At 65.4% G+C, this 16,695-nt stretch carries 15 protein-coding genes; 8 read left to right on the forward strand and 7 right to left on the reverse strand.

Annotated elements, in window-relative coordinates; translation table 11 throughout:
* Positions 1-159 precede the first annotated feature (159 nt).
* A complete protein-coding gene (locus tag D3874_RS26930; protein ID WP_119782782.1) occupies positions 160-1,002 on the forward strand; it encodes a DUF3800 domain-containing protein in 843 nt (280 codons plus the stop codon).
* A gap of 19 nt (positions 1,003-1,021) precedes the next feature.
* Here D3874_RS26930 and D3874_RS26935 read toward each other — a convergent pair whose 3' ends face one another.
* From D3874_RS26935 to D3874_RS26940, 3 genes are all read right to left on the reverse strand, one after another.
* Complete coding sequence (locus tag D3874_RS26935) at positions 1,022-1,405, reverse strand: hypothetical protein (RefSeq protein WP_119782783.1); 384 nt, start codon at positions 1,403-1,405, stop codon at positions 1,022-1,024.
* Between the two features lie 215 nt (positions 1,406-1,620).
* Complete coding sequence (locus tag D3874_RS28870; RefSeq protein ID WP_158596244.1) at positions 1,621-1,794, reverse strand: hypothetical protein; 174 nt, start codon at positions 1,792-1,794, stop codon at positions 1,621-1,623.
* A 5-nt stretch (positions 1,795-1,799) separates the two neighbouring features.
* A complete protein-coding gene (locus tag D3874_RS26940) occupies positions 1,800-2,738 on the reverse strand; it encodes an IS1595 family transposase (protein ID WP_119782784.1) in 939 nt (312 codons plus the stop codon).
* A gap of 319 nt (positions 2,739-3,057) precedes the next feature.
* Here D3874_RS26940 and D3874_RS26945 point away from each other — a divergent pair, with 319 nt between their 5' ends.
* Positions 3,058-6,534 (forward strand): LAGLIDADG family homing endonuclease, encoded by a 3,477-nt coding sequence (locus D3874_RS26945; RefSeq protein ID WP_119782785.1) that lies wholly within the window; start codon positions 3,058-3,060, stop codon positions 6,532-6,534.
* 141 nt (positions 6,535-6,675) lie between these two features.
* Here D3874_RS26945 and D3874_RS26950 read toward each other — a convergent pair whose 3' ends face one another.
* Complete coding sequence (locus D3874_RS26950) at positions 6,676-7,041, reverse strand: response regulator transcription factor (protein ID WP_119782786.1); 366 nt, start codon at positions 7,039-7,041, stop codon at positions 6,676-6,678.
* 100 nt (positions 7,042-7,141) lie between these two features.
* The gene (locus tag D3874_RS26955; RefSeq protein WP_119782787.1) at positions 7,142-7,798 is read right to left on the reverse strand and encodes a response regulator transcription factor; all 657 of its coding nucleotides are present in this window, start codon (positions 7,796-7,798) and stop codon (positions 7,142-7,144) included.
* 97 nt (positions 7,799-7,895) lie between these two features.
* Between D3874_RS26955 and D3874_RS26960 the strand changes: the two genes are divergently transcribed.
* Complete coding sequence (locus D3874_RS26960) at positions 7,896-9,158, forward strand: PAS domain-containing sensor histidine kinase (protein WP_119782788.1); 1,263 nt, start codon at positions 7,896-7,898, stop codon at positions 9,156-9,158.
* Between the two features lie 80 nt (positions 9,159-9,238).
* Positions 9,239-10,063: an alpha/beta fold hydrolase gene (locus tag D3874_RS26965; RefSeq protein ID WP_199699381.1), complete on the forward strand. Its 825-nt coding sequence runs from the start codon at positions 9,239-9,241 to the stop codon at positions 10,061-10,063.
* 145 nt (positions 10,064-10,208) lie between these two features.
* On the opposite strand, the gene D3874_RS26970 is transcribed toward D3874_RS26965, so the two are convergent.
* Positions 10,209-10,589, reverse strand: coding sequence for a DoxX family protein (locus D3874_RS26970; RefSeq protein WP_119782790.1), 381 nt, complete (start codon positions 10,587-10,589; stop codon positions 10,209-10,211).
* 178 nt (positions 10,590-10,767) lie between these two features.
* On the opposite strand from D3874_RS26970, the gene D3874_RS26975 reads away from it, so the two are divergent.
* The 3 genes from D3874_RS26975 to D3874_RS26985 all read left to right on the forward strand — a co-directional run bounded on the left by D3874_RS26975 (position 10,768) and on the right by D3874_RS26985 (position 14,773).
* Positions 10,768-11,331 (forward strand): LemA family protein, encoded by a 564-nt coding sequence (locus D3874_RS26975; protein ID WP_119782791.1) that lies wholly within the window; start codon positions 10,768-10,770, stop codon positions 11,329-11,331.
* Positions 11,332-11,489: 158 nt separating this feature from the next.
* A complete protein-coding gene (locus D3874_RS26980) occupies positions 11,490-13,430 on the forward strand; it encodes a DUF2207 domain-containing protein (protein WP_119782792.1) in 1,941 nt (646 codons plus the stop codon).
* Positions 13,431-13,531: 101 nt separating this feature from the next.
* Positions 13,532-14,773 (forward strand): NAD(P)/FAD-dependent oxidoreductase, encoded by a 1,242-nt coding sequence (locus tag D3874_RS26985; RefSeq protein ID WP_119782793.1) that lies wholly within the window; start codon positions 13,532-13,534, stop codon positions 14,771-14,773.
* Between the two features lie 135 nt (positions 14,774-14,908).
* On the opposite strand, the gene D3874_RS26990 is transcribed toward D3874_RS26985, so the two are convergent.
* Positions 14,909-16,072 carry an MFS transporter gene (locus tag D3874_RS26990; RefSeq protein ID WP_119782794.1) on the reverse strand — a complete coding sequence of 388 codons (1,164 nt, stop codon included), beginning with the start codon at positions 16,070-16,072 and terminating at the stop codon, positions 14,909-14,911.
* A gap of 235 nt (positions 16,073-16,307) precedes the next feature.
* On the opposite strand from D3874_RS26990, the gene D3874_RS26995 reads away from it, so the two are divergent.
* A complete protein-coding gene (locus D3874_RS26995) occupies positions 16,308-16,559 on the forward strand; it encodes a hypothetical protein (protein ID WP_119782795.1) in 252 nt (83 codons plus the stop codon).
* The last annotated feature ends 136 nt before the right edge of the window (positions 16,560-16,695 follow it).

Raw genomic sequence — 16,695 nt, forward strand, 5'->3', positions numbered from 1 at the left:
CCGACCTCGAAAGGCGCCCGGCCCGAATCGGGCCGGGCGCTTGGCCCCGCCGATTCGGCCGGCCGCCCGCGCCACGCGGGAATGAGAACATCTGCTGCCCAGGGGCTGCTTTCACCCCAACATGTGGGCACTATTATACATTGCGTACCCAGGTGAAAAATGAGTAAGCTATCGCGTGATATCTCCATTTCGGCGCTAGCTGATCTTGTGCACGGCGCCGCCTCTCGATGGAAGGCGCTGGCGCTGCTACAGGCTTATTTTGACGAGTCCGGCACCCACGGCTCGGCGAGCATCGCGGCAATTGCGGGATATGTGGCCGATCAGGCTACTTGGTCTGCACTAGAGGCGGAATGGCGCGCGGCCCAGCCGGCCTATGCTCCTGTATTTCACATGAGCCCCTGCATCAGCGGGCACCGGGAATACCATGGAATCCCTGAAACCGAGCGCCATGATCTGATCGTTCGTCTCTCGAAGATATTGGAAGCGCATCCGGTGCGGGCGATATGGTCCGCAGTCGTTATTGAAGATTGGGAGAACGAGGCGAAAGACGCGGCGTTTCTGTCTAAGTTTCCCAAGCCGTTTGATCTGTGCTTCCGCCATATCGTCTGGCAACTGCGCAATTGGTCGATCAGTCATTGCAACGGAGAGGAAATTGCACCCGTCTTTGCACTGAATGACGAATACCAGAAGCGAATGTCAGAAGTTGGTGCCGCGATCCAGGCCCACCCTAGCTATCTGAATGTCTTGGGAGGACTGTCCTTCTACCCGCCTTCAAAAGTGGTGCCGCTACAAACGGCGGACTTTCTGGCCTACGAGGTCTGTAAGCATTGGGATAATCATGTGTATGGGCCGCCAATCACGCTTGCTAATAGCGGATACAGGAACGTCTTTGTTAACGCCACGACGGGTCATCAGTCAGGAGGTTGCTTTGCCGATCTTGGACTAAAGAACGCCATTTGCCAATTTAAGCAGACGGGCAGCTTCTTTGGCGAGAGTTTTTAATTATTGTATTGTGTGCCCCTCACTCATGAGTGAGGGGCGCAAAGCTCTTTTCCTTGATTGCCTGTTTCACGTCATAAATGAGACTCTCCCATACACCATCAGGACGATAGACGTTAAAGTCTATGGCTCGCATGTACTCGGGATAGGCATCGGCACGAAGGCGATACCCCTCATTCTCCATGCAGAGAGTGATCAAATAGGCTTCCTGTTCGGTGATGAACGATGATGCTCGAACCTGTACAATACAGCGTCGGATTGCTCTCTGGATATCATCTGGGAAATCTGTGATTACCAATACGACTCCGAGAGCGCCGGCGGCTGGGATGATAGAGACGGCAGCACAGAAGGCTAAAAGGATCGCAATACCGATCGCATCGCGCACGCTATCCAGGAATTTCAGCATATATTTGACTCCCCACCGTCAGTCGGGGAGTTGAGAAAGCCGCAGCATGTGGGCTCGCGTTGACCTTTAGGCTTGCGCCCTGGACATACGTCAACGCCTCCCCGACCGATACAGGTCGAGGAGTGCTTTTGCGGCTAGCACTCGCGCCGCATGCTGCGGGGTTCTCACGCCCCAGAAAGGAGTTGTCCTTTCCGAGGCTGAAATTAGCGGATCGTTTACTTGGCGTCCATGCGACGTTTTTTGGGCGTGGCGAGCTTTCTCAGCACACGCTCAAAGTGTTCGTTTCCATCGTTGGGACTTAGATCGCCAGCGGCCGCCATGTCGTCGATGGCCTTTCGGAATCGCTCCGATTGCTCCGCCTGCGATAGGTCCGCCTTCTTCTTTGGCATCGGTTTCAGGCCTCGCCATTAGCTGCTGCATACTTGAGCCGCTTGCCGACGACCCCCAGAAGGGCAACGTTGGCGCGGGCGGCATCGTCAGTGCCAAGAGCCTGACGGTTGCTGTAGCGGAAATCAAACTCTGCCAGATAGCGGTGCAGGTGCTTAGATGAGCAATGCTGATAGATGCCCTTCATGCCGCGTTTGAAGATGCTGAAATAGCCCTCGATGGTGTTGGTATGGACGGTGCGATCCGCGCGGCTGACGTACTCGTCCTTGCCGTGGTTGACGCTGCCATGGTCGGCGAAATTCCAGCCGATCGCCTTGTAGACACCGGCTTCATCGGTCATCAGGCGCGCCTCGCGGGCGATGTTCGCCTCCAGCACAGGGGCGATGCTGGCAATGCTGATCTCGTTGATGACGACGCTGCGCGCGGCGCCGGTCTCGCGGTCGACAAGGGAAAGAACCTTGTTCATGTGAGCGATGCGGCGCCCCTTCTTGATCTTGTGCGCCTTGGTCTTGTCGGTGCCGAGGAAAGTCTCGTCAACCTCCACGGCGCCCCCGTTCGAGCCCATGGGCGACGGGTTGTTAGAGCGCATCGCCTCGCGGATACGGTGGCTCATGAACCAAGCGGTCTTGAGGGTCACGTCCAAGGTGCGGTGAAGCTGGTTGGCCGAGATGCCTTTCTTGGAGGCGGACATCAGGTAAATGGCCTGAAGCCACAGGTTCATCTTGACGTGGCTGGCCTCGAAGATGGTCCCGATCTTCACGGTGAAGGGCTTGCGGCACTGGTAGCACTTGTAGGCGCCAATCCGGGTCGAAGTGCCCTTCATCTTCGAGATGCGCTCCACCCCGCCACAGTGCGGGCAGACCGGACCAGTCGGCCAAACGCGGGCCTCGACAAAGGCATAAGCCGCTTCTTCATCGTGGAAGTGATTCGCCGAAAGATGTGACATAGCCCGTTGACTCCTTATGAGAACAGGATATCAAAATGTGTGGGTACGTCAAGTATAATATCCCCAACATGTGGTGGCTCAGACGAATCGGGAACATTTTTCGCGACTCCTAGATTTCGGTTGTGGATAACATTGGCACCACGACCTGTAGAGATCGGGGACAAGTCTGATTTGGCAATCCAATCAGCATCTTGTGTTCGGGAACGCGGTGGAAACATAAAGAGAACAAAGATTGACCCGGGACAGACCCTTGGTCACAATGTTAACCCCTTGAGCCGCCCACGGCCCGAGCCGCCGCAGCCTGACAAGGACCCTATTCATGGTGTCGATCGCGCCGATCAGCCAGCAGATCTGGGACATGAAGTACCGCTTGAAGGCCCCGGACGGGACATCGGTGGACGCCACGATCGAAGACACCTGGGCCCGGGTGGCCAGTTCGCTCGCCGTGGTCGAGGCGCCGGAGGTGCGCGCCCATTGGGAGGCCGCGTTCGCCTCCGCCATGGCCGATTTCCGCTTCATGCCGGCCGGCCGCATCATCGCCGGGGCGGGCACCGCGCGCCGCGTCACCCTGTTCAACTGCTTCGTCATGGGCACGGTGCCCGACGACATGTCGGGCATTTTCGAGCATCTGCGCGAGGCCGCCTTGACCATGCAGCAGGGCGGCGGCATCGGTTACGACTTCTCGACCCTGCGGCCCAAGGGCGCCGCGGTGAAGGGCGTGGGCGCCGATGCCTCCGGCCCCCTGCCGTTCATGGACGTGTGGGACGCCATGTGCCGCACCATCATGTCGGCCGGCCATAGGCGCGGCGCCATGATGGCGACCATGCGCTGCGACCACCCGGATATCGAGGCCTTCATCGCCGCCAAGCGCGACCCCGGCCGCCTGCGCATGTTCAACCTCTCGGTCCTGGTCATCGACCCGTTCATGGCCGCGGTCGAGGCCGACGAGCCCTGGAACCTGACCTTCGACGGCATGGTCTACAAGACGGTGCGCGCCCGCGACCTGTGGGACACGATCATGCGCGCCACCTACGCCTATGCCGAACCCGGCGTGATCTTCATCGACCGGATCAACCGGCTGAATAACCTGTGGTACGCCGAGACGATCAGCGCCACCAACCCCTGCATCACCGCCGACACCTGGGTTACGACCACCCGGGGCCCGCGGCAGGTTGCCGACCTCCTCGGCCGGCCTTTCGCGGCACTGGTCGACGGCGTCGGCCACGACAGCGATGGCCGGGGCTTCTTTCCCACCGGGCGCAAGCCGGTGGTCGACTTGCTCACCGACGACGGCTTCCGCCTGCGCCTTACCGCCGATCACAAGGTGCTGAAAATCGCGGCCAGGACGCGGTTCCGCCGTGAGACCGTTTGGGCGCCGGCCGGCTCCCTGCTGCCCGGCGACGAGGTGGTGCTGCACGATCACGGCGCGGCGGCCGAATGGCCGGGCGAAGGCAATGCGGGCGAGGGCCTGTTGCTGGGCCTGCTGGTCGGCGACGGCACGTTGAAGGCGGAGGCGGGCGTGCTCAGCGTCTGGCCCCAGGCGGCGGCCGTGAACGGCAGCGACCTGTCCCCTGCCACCCGGGCCCTGATGGCCGAGGCGGAGAATGCCGCCCGCGCCCTGCCCCATCGCAGCGATTTTGCCGGCTGGGTGGAAATTGCCGGCCGGGGCGAATATCGCCTGAAGATGAAGGCCCTGGCCGATCTGGCCGCCCGCTTCGGCATGGCGCCCGGCAACAAGACCGTGACGCCCGCCATCGAGCGAGCCTCGTCCGACTTCCAGAAAGCGTTTTTGCGCGCCCTGTTCGATTGCGACGGCAGCGTCCAGGGCACCCAGGAGAAGGGCATCAGCGTTCGCCTGGCCCAGAGCGACCGCGAGATGCTGGTCGCGGTACAGCGCATGCTGGCGCGCTTCGGCGTCATCAGCCGCCTCTATGACCGCCGCCCGGCCGGCAGCACCCTGCTGCCCGACGGCAGGGGCGGCCAGCGCCACTATCCGACCCAGGCCCAGTTCGAGCTGATCGTGGCCCGGGCCAATGTCCTGCGTTTCCGCGACCGGATCGGTTTCACCGACGTCGCCAAGCAGCATCGCCTGGACGGCCAGATCGCCGCCTTCAAGCGCGCACCCAATCGCGAGGCCTTCGTCGCCACGGTGCGCGCGGTCGAGCCGGCCGGCGAAGCCGATGTCTTCGACGTCAGCGTACCCGGCATCAACGCCTTCGATGCGGGCGGCCTCTATGTCCACAATTGCGGCGAGCAGCCATTGCCCCCCTATGGCGCCTGCCTGTTGGGGTCGGTCAATCTGGCCCGGCTGGTGGAGCGGCCGTTCGAGGCCGATGCGGCGATCGACATGGCCGAACTCGACCGGGTGGTGCGCCTGGCCATCCGCATGATGGACAATGTCGTCGATACCTCGAACTTCCCGCTGCCGCAGCAGCAGGCAGAGGCGACCACCAAGCGGCGCATCGGCCTAGGCGTCACCGGCCTGGCCGACGCCCTGATCATGTGCGGCGCGCGTTACGGCGGGCCGCAGGCCCTGCGCCTGATCGAGGGCTGGATGCACGCGATCCAGCGCGCGGCCTACCTCGCCAGCGTCGATCTCGCCCGCGAGAAGGGGCCGTTCCCGCTGTTCGACCGCGACAAGTATCTGGCGGGTGAATCGATCAAGGCGCTGGACGCCGATATCCGCGAGGCCATCGCCAAGCACGGCATCCGCAATGCCCTGCTCACCTCGATCGCGCCCACCGGCACGATTTCCTTGTTCGCCGACAATGTCTCGTCCGGCCTGGAGCCTGTGTTCTCCTTCGCCTATAGCCGCAAGGTGCTGATGCCCGACGGCACCAGGCGGGAGGAGGAAGTCACCGATTACGCCTATCGCCTGTGGCGCCGCCTGAAGGGCGAGGATGCGCCCCTGCCCGACTATTTCGTCGATGCCCAGGTGCTTTCCCCGGCCGACCATGTGCGGGTCCAGGCGGTGGTGCAGAAATACGTCGACAGTTCGATCTCCAAGACCATCAACTGCCCCGAGGACATCGGCTTCGAGGCCTTCAAGGACATCTACCTGCTGGCCTGGGCGCAGGGCTGCAAGGGCTGCACCACCTATCGTCCCAACGACGTAACCGGTTCGGTTCTTTCGCTCACGCCCAAGAAGGAAGAGAAGAAACCCGCCGAGCCGCAGTTGCAGCTTGAATCGGCCGCCGCCACGGCCCGCCACGAGGATATCTACGAGGCCGGCGGCGTGGTCTACATGACCAAGCCCCTGGACCGGCCGGAAGTCCTGCCGGGCAAGACCTACAAGGTGCGCTGGCCCGAATCCGAGCATGCCCTCTACATCACCGTGAACGATGTGGTGCAGGACGGCCGGCGGCGGCCGTTCGAGGTCTTCATCAATTCCAAGAACATGGAGCATTACGCCTGGACCGTGGCGCTCACCCGCATGATCTCGGCGGTGTTCAGGCGCGGCGGCGACGTCTCCTTCGTGGTCGACGAGCTCAAGGCCGTGTTCGATCCGCGCGGCGGCCACTGGATGCAGGGGCGCTATGTCCCCTCGCTGCTCGCCGCGATCGGCGAAGTGATCGAACAGCACCTGATCGACATCGGCTTCATCCAGAAGACGCAAGTCGAACTGCCTGAGAAGTTCCAGCGCGCGATGGACATGGGCAGCGCCGAGGCCGGTGGCGGCAAGGCCACCGGCAGCCTGAAGGGCCTGCGCGGCTGCCCCCGCTGCAGCCAGCCCAGCCTGGTGCGCCAGGAAGGCTGCGACACCTGCCTGTCCTGCGGCTATTCCAAGTGCGGGTGATGGCACCGGTAGCCTGCGTCCTTCGAGACGGCCCTACGGGCCTCCTCAGGATGAGGAAAATCTTTATGGCACAAAGACTTGCCTCATCCTGAGGAGCCACCGCAGGTGGCGTCTCGAAGGACGCACCACGCGGCTCCAGCCCTATAGCCCCAGAGCCTCGTTGAGGCAGTCGATCAGCTTGGCCCCGTCGAAGGGTTTTTTCAGGAAGCCCGCGGCGCCGGCCTTCTCGGCCCTGGCCTTGATGGGAGCGTCGGCGAAGGCGGTGATCAGGATCACCGGCACGGGGTCGCCCGACGCCGCCAGGGCCTCGATCAGTTCGATCCCGTCCATGCCGCCGGGCATCTGCACGTCGCTGATCACGCAGTCGCTGGCGGTATGGGCACCCAGATAAGCCTCGGCCGAGGCAAAGCTGCACACTCTGTGCCCAAGCGAGCGCACCAGCCCCTCGAGCGAAACGCGAACGGATTCATCGTCGTCGATGACGGCAATGAGCGGCGATGCGGACAAGGTCTCTTCCTCGGCAGAGGACGGCGCGCAGGGTGCGGGGCCATCGTCCCCATAATCACCGCAAGATCGGCGCCGGCGATATTATACGCAGGTTTATGACTCAGGCCGCCGGCCCGGCCTCCAGCTTCAGCGCCTCCGCCATTTTCACGAAGTCGGCCAGCGATTTGGCCGCCATCTTGCGCATGGCATTGCCGCGATGGATCTTCACCGTGATTTCGCTGAGGCCCAGCTCGAAGGCGATCTGCTTGTTCATCAGGCCGGTGGCGACCATGGCCATGACCCGGGCTTCGCGCGCGCTGAGCGCGCGGTAGCGGGCACGCAGATCCTCCAGGCCGCTGTGCTGTGCCCGGGTGGTGCCGTCGCGCTCGAGCGCCACGGTCACCGCGTCCAGCATGTCCTGGTCGCGGAACGGCTTGGTCAGGAAATCGACCGCGCCGGCCTTCATGCCCCGCACCGACATGGGGATGTCGCCGTGCCCAGTCATCAGGATCACCGGCATGCGGACATTGGCCTCGGCCAGCCTGGCCTGGAAATCGAGGCCGCTTAACCCCGGCAGGCGGATGTCGAGCACCAGGCAGCCGGACGCCTCGGCCTGGCCCGACTGGAGGAATTCCTGGGCGCTGCCGAACAGGCGGGTCGCCAGCCCGACCGAGCGGAACAGGCTGTCGAGGGCGGCACGCAGGGCGGGATCGTCGTCGACGATATGGACCACGGGGCCCGGCTTTGCCTGGGCAATCGGCGGCGCAGCGGTCGTCATCGTCTGGCGAAGCCTGTGATAATAAGAACCATTGCAATATGCTGGACCGGGGCCTGGCCCCGCGTCAACAAGGGCGGGCACGGCCCGAGGGGGATCGATGTTCGGAGCCGAGACGGCACCGGTGACCGGCGACCTTGCGCAGGCACAGGAAGCCCTGCGCCATGCCGAGTACCGCTACCGCAACATGTTCCGTGCCATGGCGGTGTCGTTCTGGGAACTGGATTTCGCCCAGGTGGGCGCCATGCTGCGGGACTTGCGCAAGCGCGGCATCACGGACCTGCGGGCCTATGTCGCCGCCCATCCCGGCTTCGTCCGACAGGCGATGGAAGCGACCCGGGTCATCGACGTGAACGAGAAGACCGTCCAACTGTTCGGCGGCACCTGCAAGGCCGACATGCTGGTCTCGGTCGCGCCGTTCTGGCCGCGCGCCAGCGAGCCGGTCTATGCCGGCAGCCTCTATGCCGCGGTCGACGGCACGCCGCATTTCGAGGCGGAAACCAAATTCGCCACCCTGGACGGGCGCGAGATCGACGCCCTGTTCACCTGCTGCTATCCGCGCGACGACAACGGCAAGGGCGGCGCCGTGGTCCTGGTCGGCGTGGTCGACATTTCCGACCGCATCCGCGCCCATGACGAGGTGACCCGCATCCAGGCGGAACTGGCCCATGCGGCGCGGGTCTCCACCCTGGGCGAGTTGACCGCCTCGATCGCCCACGAGGTGAACCAGCCGCTGGCAGCGATCGTCACCAACGGCGAGGCGGCCCTGCGCTGGCTGGGCCGCCAGGCCCCCGACCTGGGCGAGGCCCAGGCGGCGATCCAGCGCATCATCGGCGAGGGCAAGCGCGCCTCGGACATCATCGCCCGCATCCGCTCGATGTCGACCAAGAGCGCGCCGGAACAGGTCACGCTGGACTGTGCCGCCCTGATCGAGGAATCGACCCTGCTGGTGCGCCGCGAAATGCTGACCCATAACGTGGTGCTGCGCCTCGATCTGGCGCCCGGCCTGCCGCCCATCCGGGCCGACCGGGTCCAGGTCCAGCAGGTCGTCATCAACCTGCTGGTCAATGCCGTCCAGGCCATGGCGCAGGTTCCCCGCGACCGCCGCGACCTGGCCATCCGCGCCCGCAGCGACGGCGCGGCGATCCAGATCGACCTGGAGGATTCAGGCCCCGGCATCGCGCCCGACCATGCCGGGCAATTGTTCAACGCCTTCTTCACCACCAAGGCGACCGGCATGGGCATGGGCCTGTCGATCTGCAAGTCGATCGTCGAGGCCCATGGCGGGCGGATCTGGGCCAGCCCCGGCATCGAGCGCGGCGCCACCTTCCACGTCCTGCTCCCAGCCTATACCCAGGTATGAGCCGACCAGACGCCGGGTGGGCTTTCGCCCGCCGCGGGCGTAACGCATCCTCGCCGCAGCAGACCACCGGAGACGACACCATGGGTACCATCACCACCAAGGACGGCACCGAGATCTTCTACAAGGACTGGGGCACGGGCCAGCCCATCGTCTTCCATCACGGCTGGCCGCTCTCCGCCGACGATTGGGACGCCCAGATGATGTACTTCCTGGGCAAGGGCTACCGCGTCATCGCCCACGACCGGCGCGGCCACGGCCGCTCGACCCAGACCGCGACCGGCAACGAGATGGACACCTATGCCGACGACGTGGCGGCCCTGACCAATGCCCTGGACCTGAAGGATGCCATCCATATCGGCCATTCGACCGGCGGCGGCGAGGTCGCCCGCTACCTGGGGCGTCACGGCACGGCCCGCGTTGCCAAGGCGGTCTTGATCGGGGCGGTGCCGCCGATCATGGTCAAGTCCGAGAAGAACCCCGGCGGCCTGCCGCTCGAGGTCTTCGACGGTTTCCGCGCCGCCCTGGTCGCCAACCGCGCCCAGTTCTTCCTCGATGTGCCGGCCGGCCCGTTCTACGGCTTCAACCGTCCGGGTGCCAAGGTCAGCCAAGGCGTGATCGAGAATTGGTGGCGCCAGGGCATGATGGGCGGCGCCAAGGCCCATTACGATTGCATCAAGGCCTTCTCGGAGACCGACTTCACCGAGGATTTGAAGAAGATCGAGGTGCCGGTCCTGGTGATGCACGGCGACGACGACCAGATCGTGCCGATCGCCGACTCCGCGCCCCTGTCGGCCAAGCTGCTGAAGCACGGCACGCTCAAGGTCTATCCGGGCCTGCCCCACGGCCTGTGCACCACCCATCCGGATATCGTCAACCCCGACCTCCTGGCCTTCATCCAGGCCTGACACGCCCGCGAAGCCCTCTCCTCCACGGGAGGAGAGGGTTGGGTGAGGAGGTCGAGGGGGCAACCCCCGGCGCATCTCGAGGCGTTACGACCCACCTCCCCCGACCCCTCCCCTGCCAAGCGGGCGGAAGGGGGAATTCACGGCATTACTTGCGCTGCCCGTCGATGCTCCACGGCCCCGGGCCGGCAAAGACGAGGTAGAGGAAGACGAAACAGAACAGGATCGCCGCATCGCCGCCGTTCAGGGCCGGGAACGGGCTCTGGGGGGCATGGGCGATCCAATAGGCTGCGGCCATCAGGCCCGACAGCACGAAGGCGACCGGCCGGGTGAACAGGCCGATGATCAGCAGGAAGCCGCCGACCAGTTCGAGGCAACCCGCAATCCAAGGCAGGGTGAGGACTTCGGGGTGGAAGTCGGAGGCTGGAAAGCCCAGCAGCTTCTGCGTCCCATGGGCAAAGAAGATCAGCGCCGCGACGATGCGCAGGATGCTGAGGAATTGAGGCTGATACCGGGAAAGAGACGACATGCAGGGATCTCCAGAGGGCTCGTCAGTCGAGCCCCAGCATAACAACGCTGCCCACGCCAAATCACAAGCGCAGCCGTGATCAGGTCTCTTGATCACGCCCGCCCCCCGGAAACGGCCATCGACCCCGCCGCGCGAACCTGAAATACTCCTCTTGTCATCACGCCCGGGGGAGCAAGGGATGATCGGCTGGATAGTCCTGGTGCTGGCCCTGGTGGCGGTGGTCTATGCCGTCGTCCTGTTCAACACCCTGGTCAAGAGCCGGCAGATGGTGGGCGAAGGCTGGTCCGGCATCGATGTCCAGCTCAAGCGGCGGACCGATCTGGTGCCGCGCCTGGTCGAGACGGTCAAGGGCTACGTCGCCTATGAAAAAGACGTGTTCGAGCGCATCACCCAGTTGCGCAACCAAGCCCAGGCCCTGCGCGCCGCCTCGCCGGGCGAGCGGGCGGTGGCCGAAAATGCCCTCTCCGGCGCCATCCTCCAGGTCATGGCGGTGGCCGAGGCCTATCCCGACCTCAAGGCCAGCGAGAGTTTCCTGAAACTGCAGGAAGGCCTGATCGAGGTCGAGGATCACCTCCAGCTCTCGCGGCGCTATTACAATGGTGCGGTGCGCCAGTTGAACACCCACATCGAGCAATTCCCCTCGAACCTGATCGCCAACGGCTTCGGCTTCAAGCTCGCCGAATATTTCGAACTGGACGACCCGGGCGACCGCGCAGCGCCCCAGGTTCGATTGAACAGTTGAGCGCCAACAAAAAGCGTCATCCCGGCCGCAGAGCCGGGATCTCGTGAAGGTTACACGGTGAGAACACTGGTCCTGAGATCCCGGATCTGCGCTGCGCTCCGTCCGGGATGACGCGTATAGGGATTTTCGACTAATAGCTGAGCCTCGGGAGCACGCCCATGCTGCGCCACCTGATCCATGCCATCGCCGTCGCCCTCGCCTGCCTCGCCTCGCCGGCCATCGCGGCCGAAGTCGTCCGCAGTTTCGACGCCACCGTCACCGTGGAGGCGTCGGGCGATCTGCTGGTGACGGAACGGATCGCGGTCACGGCGGAAGGCAACGAGATCAGGCGGGGCATCTTCCGCGATTTTCCGACCATCCATCGCAATGTCGACGGCACGGTGCGCACCACGAGCTTCGAAGTCCAGCGGGTGACCCGCGACGGCCAGCCCGAACCCTATCACGAGGAAGGCATCGAGGGCGGCCAGCGGCTCTATATCGGCGACAAGGACGTCTTCCTGAACCCGGGCCGCTACACCTACGAGATCACCTATCGCAGCGCCCGCCAGATGCGCTTCTTCGCCGAGTACGACGAGCTCTATTGGAACGTCACCGGTAATTTCTGGAGCTTCCCGATCGAGCGCGCCAGCGTAGCCGTGACCCTGCCCGCCGGGGCCAGGATCGTGCAGCAAGCCGCCTATACCGGCGCCCAGGGCCAGACCGGCCATGATGCCCGGGTAACCCGGCAGGACGGGAACACCATCGCCTATGCCACCACCCGCCGCCTGGAAGCCTCCGAGGGGATGACCATCGCCGTCGGCTTCCCAAAGGGCCTGGTGGCGGAACCCGGCGAGGCCGGGCGGCAGGCGCAATTCGTGCTCGACAATCTGGGTCTGCTGCTCCTGCTGGCCGGCGTGCCCTTGATGGCGATCTACTACTTCGTCACCTGGCGGCGCCATGGCATCGATCCGCCGCGCGGCATCGTCATCCCGCTGTTCGGGCCGCCGCGCAAGCTACCGCCGGCCGACGTCAGCTATGTCTTCTATCGCGGCCTGGGGGAGAGCATCGGCGCGGCGCCCCGGGCCTTCGTCGCCGCCCTGGTGGGGCTGGCCACGGCCAAGCGGGTGCGGCTCGACAATGCCGACAAGATCCTGACGGTGACCGACCTGCACGCCCCGATCGACAAGCTCTCGGCAGGCGAGCAGGCGATCATGGGCGGCTTCTTCGACGGCCGCACCAGCCTTGCCATCACCAAGGCCTATCGCAGCACCCTGGAGGCCACCCTGGCCAGTTTCCGCAAGGTCGTGGATAAGGCCAACAAGGGAAGCTGGTTCACCACCAACCCCGGCTGGGTCGCCGGCGGCTTCCTGCTCACCGTGGCCTTCCTGGCCGCGGCCTTCATCCTGTTCCCGCTGAGCGCCGGGCAGGCGGGGCAACTGATCCTGGCCATCGTCGGCGCCGTCATCTCGATTCCGCTGCTGATCGGCGGTTACCGCCGCCTGATCGGCGACGTGCCGGGCGGCTCGAAGATCGTCGGCGTCATCATGGGGGTGATCGGCCTGCCCCTTGCCCTGCTGGTGCTGGCCAGCGAGTTCGGCCTGGCCCGCTGGGTCAACCTGATCGATGGCGTGGACCAGGTGCCCTGGGCGACACTCGCCCTGATCTTCGCGGCCTTTGGCCTGATCGCCCTGTTCTTCCTGGGCCGTTTCCTGTTGTTCGCCCCGACTATCGAGGGGCGCAAACTGATGGACGAGATCGAAGGCTTCCGCCTCTATCTGTCGGTGGCCGAGGCCGACCGCCTGAACATGGCGGGCGCGCCCGATTTCACCACCGACCTGTTCGAACGCTTCCTGCCCTATGCCGTGGCGCTGGGGGTGGAAAAACCCTGGTCGGAGGCCCTGGAAAGCCACCTGGCCAGGACGGGTGCGGGCAGCCGCGACTACGCCCCGTCGTTCTATACCGGCTCGGCCTGGAGTTCGGCGAGCATCGGTGCTGCAACCGCCGGCATCGCCTCGACCCTGGGCTCGAGCTTCGCCTCGGCCATGCCGTCGTCGTCGGGTTCGTCGGGCGGCGGCTCGTCGGGCGGGGGCGGCGGGGGCGGCGGCGGGGGCGGCTGGTAGGCCTCATCGCTGCATTGCACCAGGGGCACTTTCCCGGCCCGATCCTTTGTCTATGATGGCGCAAGGGTGCTGGTTGTCGTGGATCGAGGGTGGCAGGGGTCATGAGCAGGTCTGATGTGGTGGTCCTGGGTGCCGGGATCGTCGGCGTGTCGGTTGCCCTTCACCTCCAGGCCCGCGGCCGTTCGGTCGTGCTGCTCGACCGCAAGGCGCCGGGCGAAGAGACCAGCTTCGGCAATGCCGGCATCATCGAGCGGGCCAGCGTCATCCCCTATACCTTTCCGCGCGAAATCCCCGACCTGTTCCGCTATGCCCTGAACCGGTCGACGGACGCCCGCTACGACCCCTTGTTCGTGCCCCGCGTGGCACCCTGGCTGTATCAGTTCTGGCGCGCCTCCAGCCCCGGCCGGCTGAAGCAGATCGTCAAGGACCTGCTGCCCCTGATCGAGAATTGCCTGAGCGAGCACAAGGCCCTGATGGCCAAGGCCGGCATCGACGCCCTGCGCCGCGACCGGGGCTGGATCGAATTCTTCCGCCGGCCCCGGAGCTTCGACAAGGCGGTGGCCGAGGCCCGGGCGCTGGAAGCCTACAAGCTTCGCTACGCCGTGCTGGACCCGGCGGCGCTCCACGCGCTGGAACCCCATCTGGCGCAGGGCCTGGTGGGCGCCGTGCACTGGCAGGATCCGGCCACGGTGACCGACCCCGGCAAGGTGGTCAAAGCCTATGCCGACCTGTTCGTGCGCCAGGGCGGCATCCTGGCGACGGGCGATGCCCGCAGCCTCGAGGCGGACGGCGACGGCTGGCGCGTCATGACCGGCTCAGGCCCGGTCGAGGCTAGGGACGCCGTGATCGCCCTGGGCCCCTGGGCCAACGATCTCTACCGGTCGCTGGGCTATGCCATTCCCATGGCGGTCAAGCGCGGCTACCACATGCATTACCGCCCCGCGGGCGGCGCGGTGGCCAACCACACCATGCTGGATGTCGACGGCGGTTACCTGATGGCGCCCATGGAGCGCGGCCTGCGCCTGACCACCGGCGTCGAATTCGCCGATCGCGACGCCCCGCCCACGCCGATCCAGGTCGACCGGGCGGAGGCCAAGGCACGCGAGATCTTCCCCCTGGGCGAGCGGGTCGATCCCGCCCCCTGGATGGGCCGCCGGCCCTGCCTGCCCGACATGAAGCCGGTGCTGGGCCCGGCACCCCGCCACAAGGGCCTGTGGTTCGCCTTCGGCCATAACCACCACGGTCTCACCCTGGGCCCGGTCACCGGCCGCCTGCTGGCGCAGATGATGACCGGCGAGACACCCTTCACCGATCCCGCCCCCTATCGCGCCGACCGCTTCTGAATCTCCAGCCGTCATCCCGGCGAAGGCCGGGATCCATTCTGGGGCAGCGCGCGACGTCTCAATGGATTCCGGCCTGCGCCGGAATGACGATGTTGGGTTTCCCTATCCCCCTGAAGGGCGTAGAGGGAGAAATGGTCAGGCCGGCACTTCGACGGCCGTCCGGCGTTCCAGCGAATAGGAGAGCAGGGTGAAGCCCAGCGCCACCAGCGCCAGGGCGGCGCCGACCCAGGGCATGTCGGCATAGGAGATGCCATAGGTGATCGCCAGGCCGCCGACCCAGGCACCCGTGGCATTGCCTAGGTTGAACGCCCCCTGGTTGATGGTGGAGGCGAGGTTGGGCGCCTGCGTCGCCTCGTTCACCACCCGCATCTGCAGAGGCGAGACCAGGGCGAAGACCAGCACGCCCCAGATGAAGATGGTGATCACCGCCGGCCACAGCGCAGCACTGGTCTGGGTGAAGACGACCAGCACCGCGGTCAGGGCGATGAAGATCGCGATCACCGTGGGCATCAGGCGCCAGTCGGCCAGCCGGCCGCCGGCCAGATTGCCGAGTGTCAGGCCGACCCCGAAGATCAGCAGCACCCAGGTAACGCCGGCCGGCTCGAGCCCCGTCACCTGTTCCAGGATGGGCGCGATATAGGTGAAGACGCTGAACAGGCTGGCCGAGGCAAGCGCGCTGATCAGCATGGCCAGCAGTACCTGGGGCTGGCGCAGGGCGCGCACCTCGCGCAGCAAGCCGCCGGTGGAGACCGCCAGGTTGCGCGGCAGCCACAGGTAGAGCGCCACGCCGGCGGCGACACCGATGCCGACCACGGCCCAGAAGGTGGCGCGCCAGCCCAGGGCCTGGCCCAGCGCCGTGCCGAAGGGCACGCCCAGAACATTGGCCAGGGTCAGGCCGGCGAACATCAAGGCGATCGCCTGCGCCCGCTGGCGCGGCGGCACTACCTCGGCAGCGACCACGGCGCCCAAGCCGAAGAAAGCGCCGTGGCAGAACGAGGTAACCACCCGCGCGCCCATCAGCAGCCAGTAGCCGGGCGCCACGGCACACAACAGGTTGCCCAGGATGAACAGGCCCATCAGCCACAGCAGGGCCAGGCGCCGCGGCAGCCGCGCGGTGGCGATGGCCAGGATCGGCGCGCCGATGGTAACGCCCAGGGCATAGCCCGAGACCAGCATGCCGGCCTGCGGCACGGTCACCTGGAAGTCGCGGGCAACATCGAGCAGCAGCCCCATGATGACGAATTCGGTGGTGCCGATACCGAAGGACGCAACGGCAAGGGCGAACAAGGGCAGCCGCATGGGCACTCCGACGCAACGAAAAGGCTCCCCTTGATGCTGCGTTGCAGCGGGGGTGATGTGAATTGTGTTTCTTGCAGGGCCCCTGCCCGGCGGGACGCTCAACCGAAAGGTGGAGCCATGCCGTAGCGGGAATGCTGCATTGCGCCATTTTATTGTGCAGTGCGACAAAAGAAGCCTTGCCGTTAACACTTTCGACGCCATCTAATGCGGTAGGTAACAAGCGTTAGGTGACGTTATGTATGTGCTTCGCACCATCGCCCGACGCGCCGATGCGGCGCTGTTCGGCAATATCGCAGCCCGCGCCGCCTGGGCCATCCTGGGTACCGCCCTGGGCCTGTGGCAGGGGCCGATCACCATGATCGTCTTCGCCTTCGGCCTGATCGCGGTCAGCGAGACCCTGAATTTCCTCAGCAAGCTGCCGGCTTCCCGGCGCCAGGCGCCCCGCCCGCAGGTCGCCATCCGTACCGGCCAGATCCGGACGGTCTGAGCGGTCCCGCTGACTCCCTCGCCCCGCTTGCGGGGAGAGGGCTGGGGTGAGGGGCCTTCAGGGCCACCATGATTGCGGGCCAGTTCGCGCGCAGGTCCTCGACACCCCTCACCCTAACCCTCTCCCCGCAAGCGGG

It is taken from the genome of Oleomonas cavernae, assembly GCF_003590945.1.
GTDB lineage: Bacteria > Pseudomonadota > Alphaproteobacteria > Zavarziniales > Zavarziniaceae > Zavarzinia > Zavarzinia cavernae.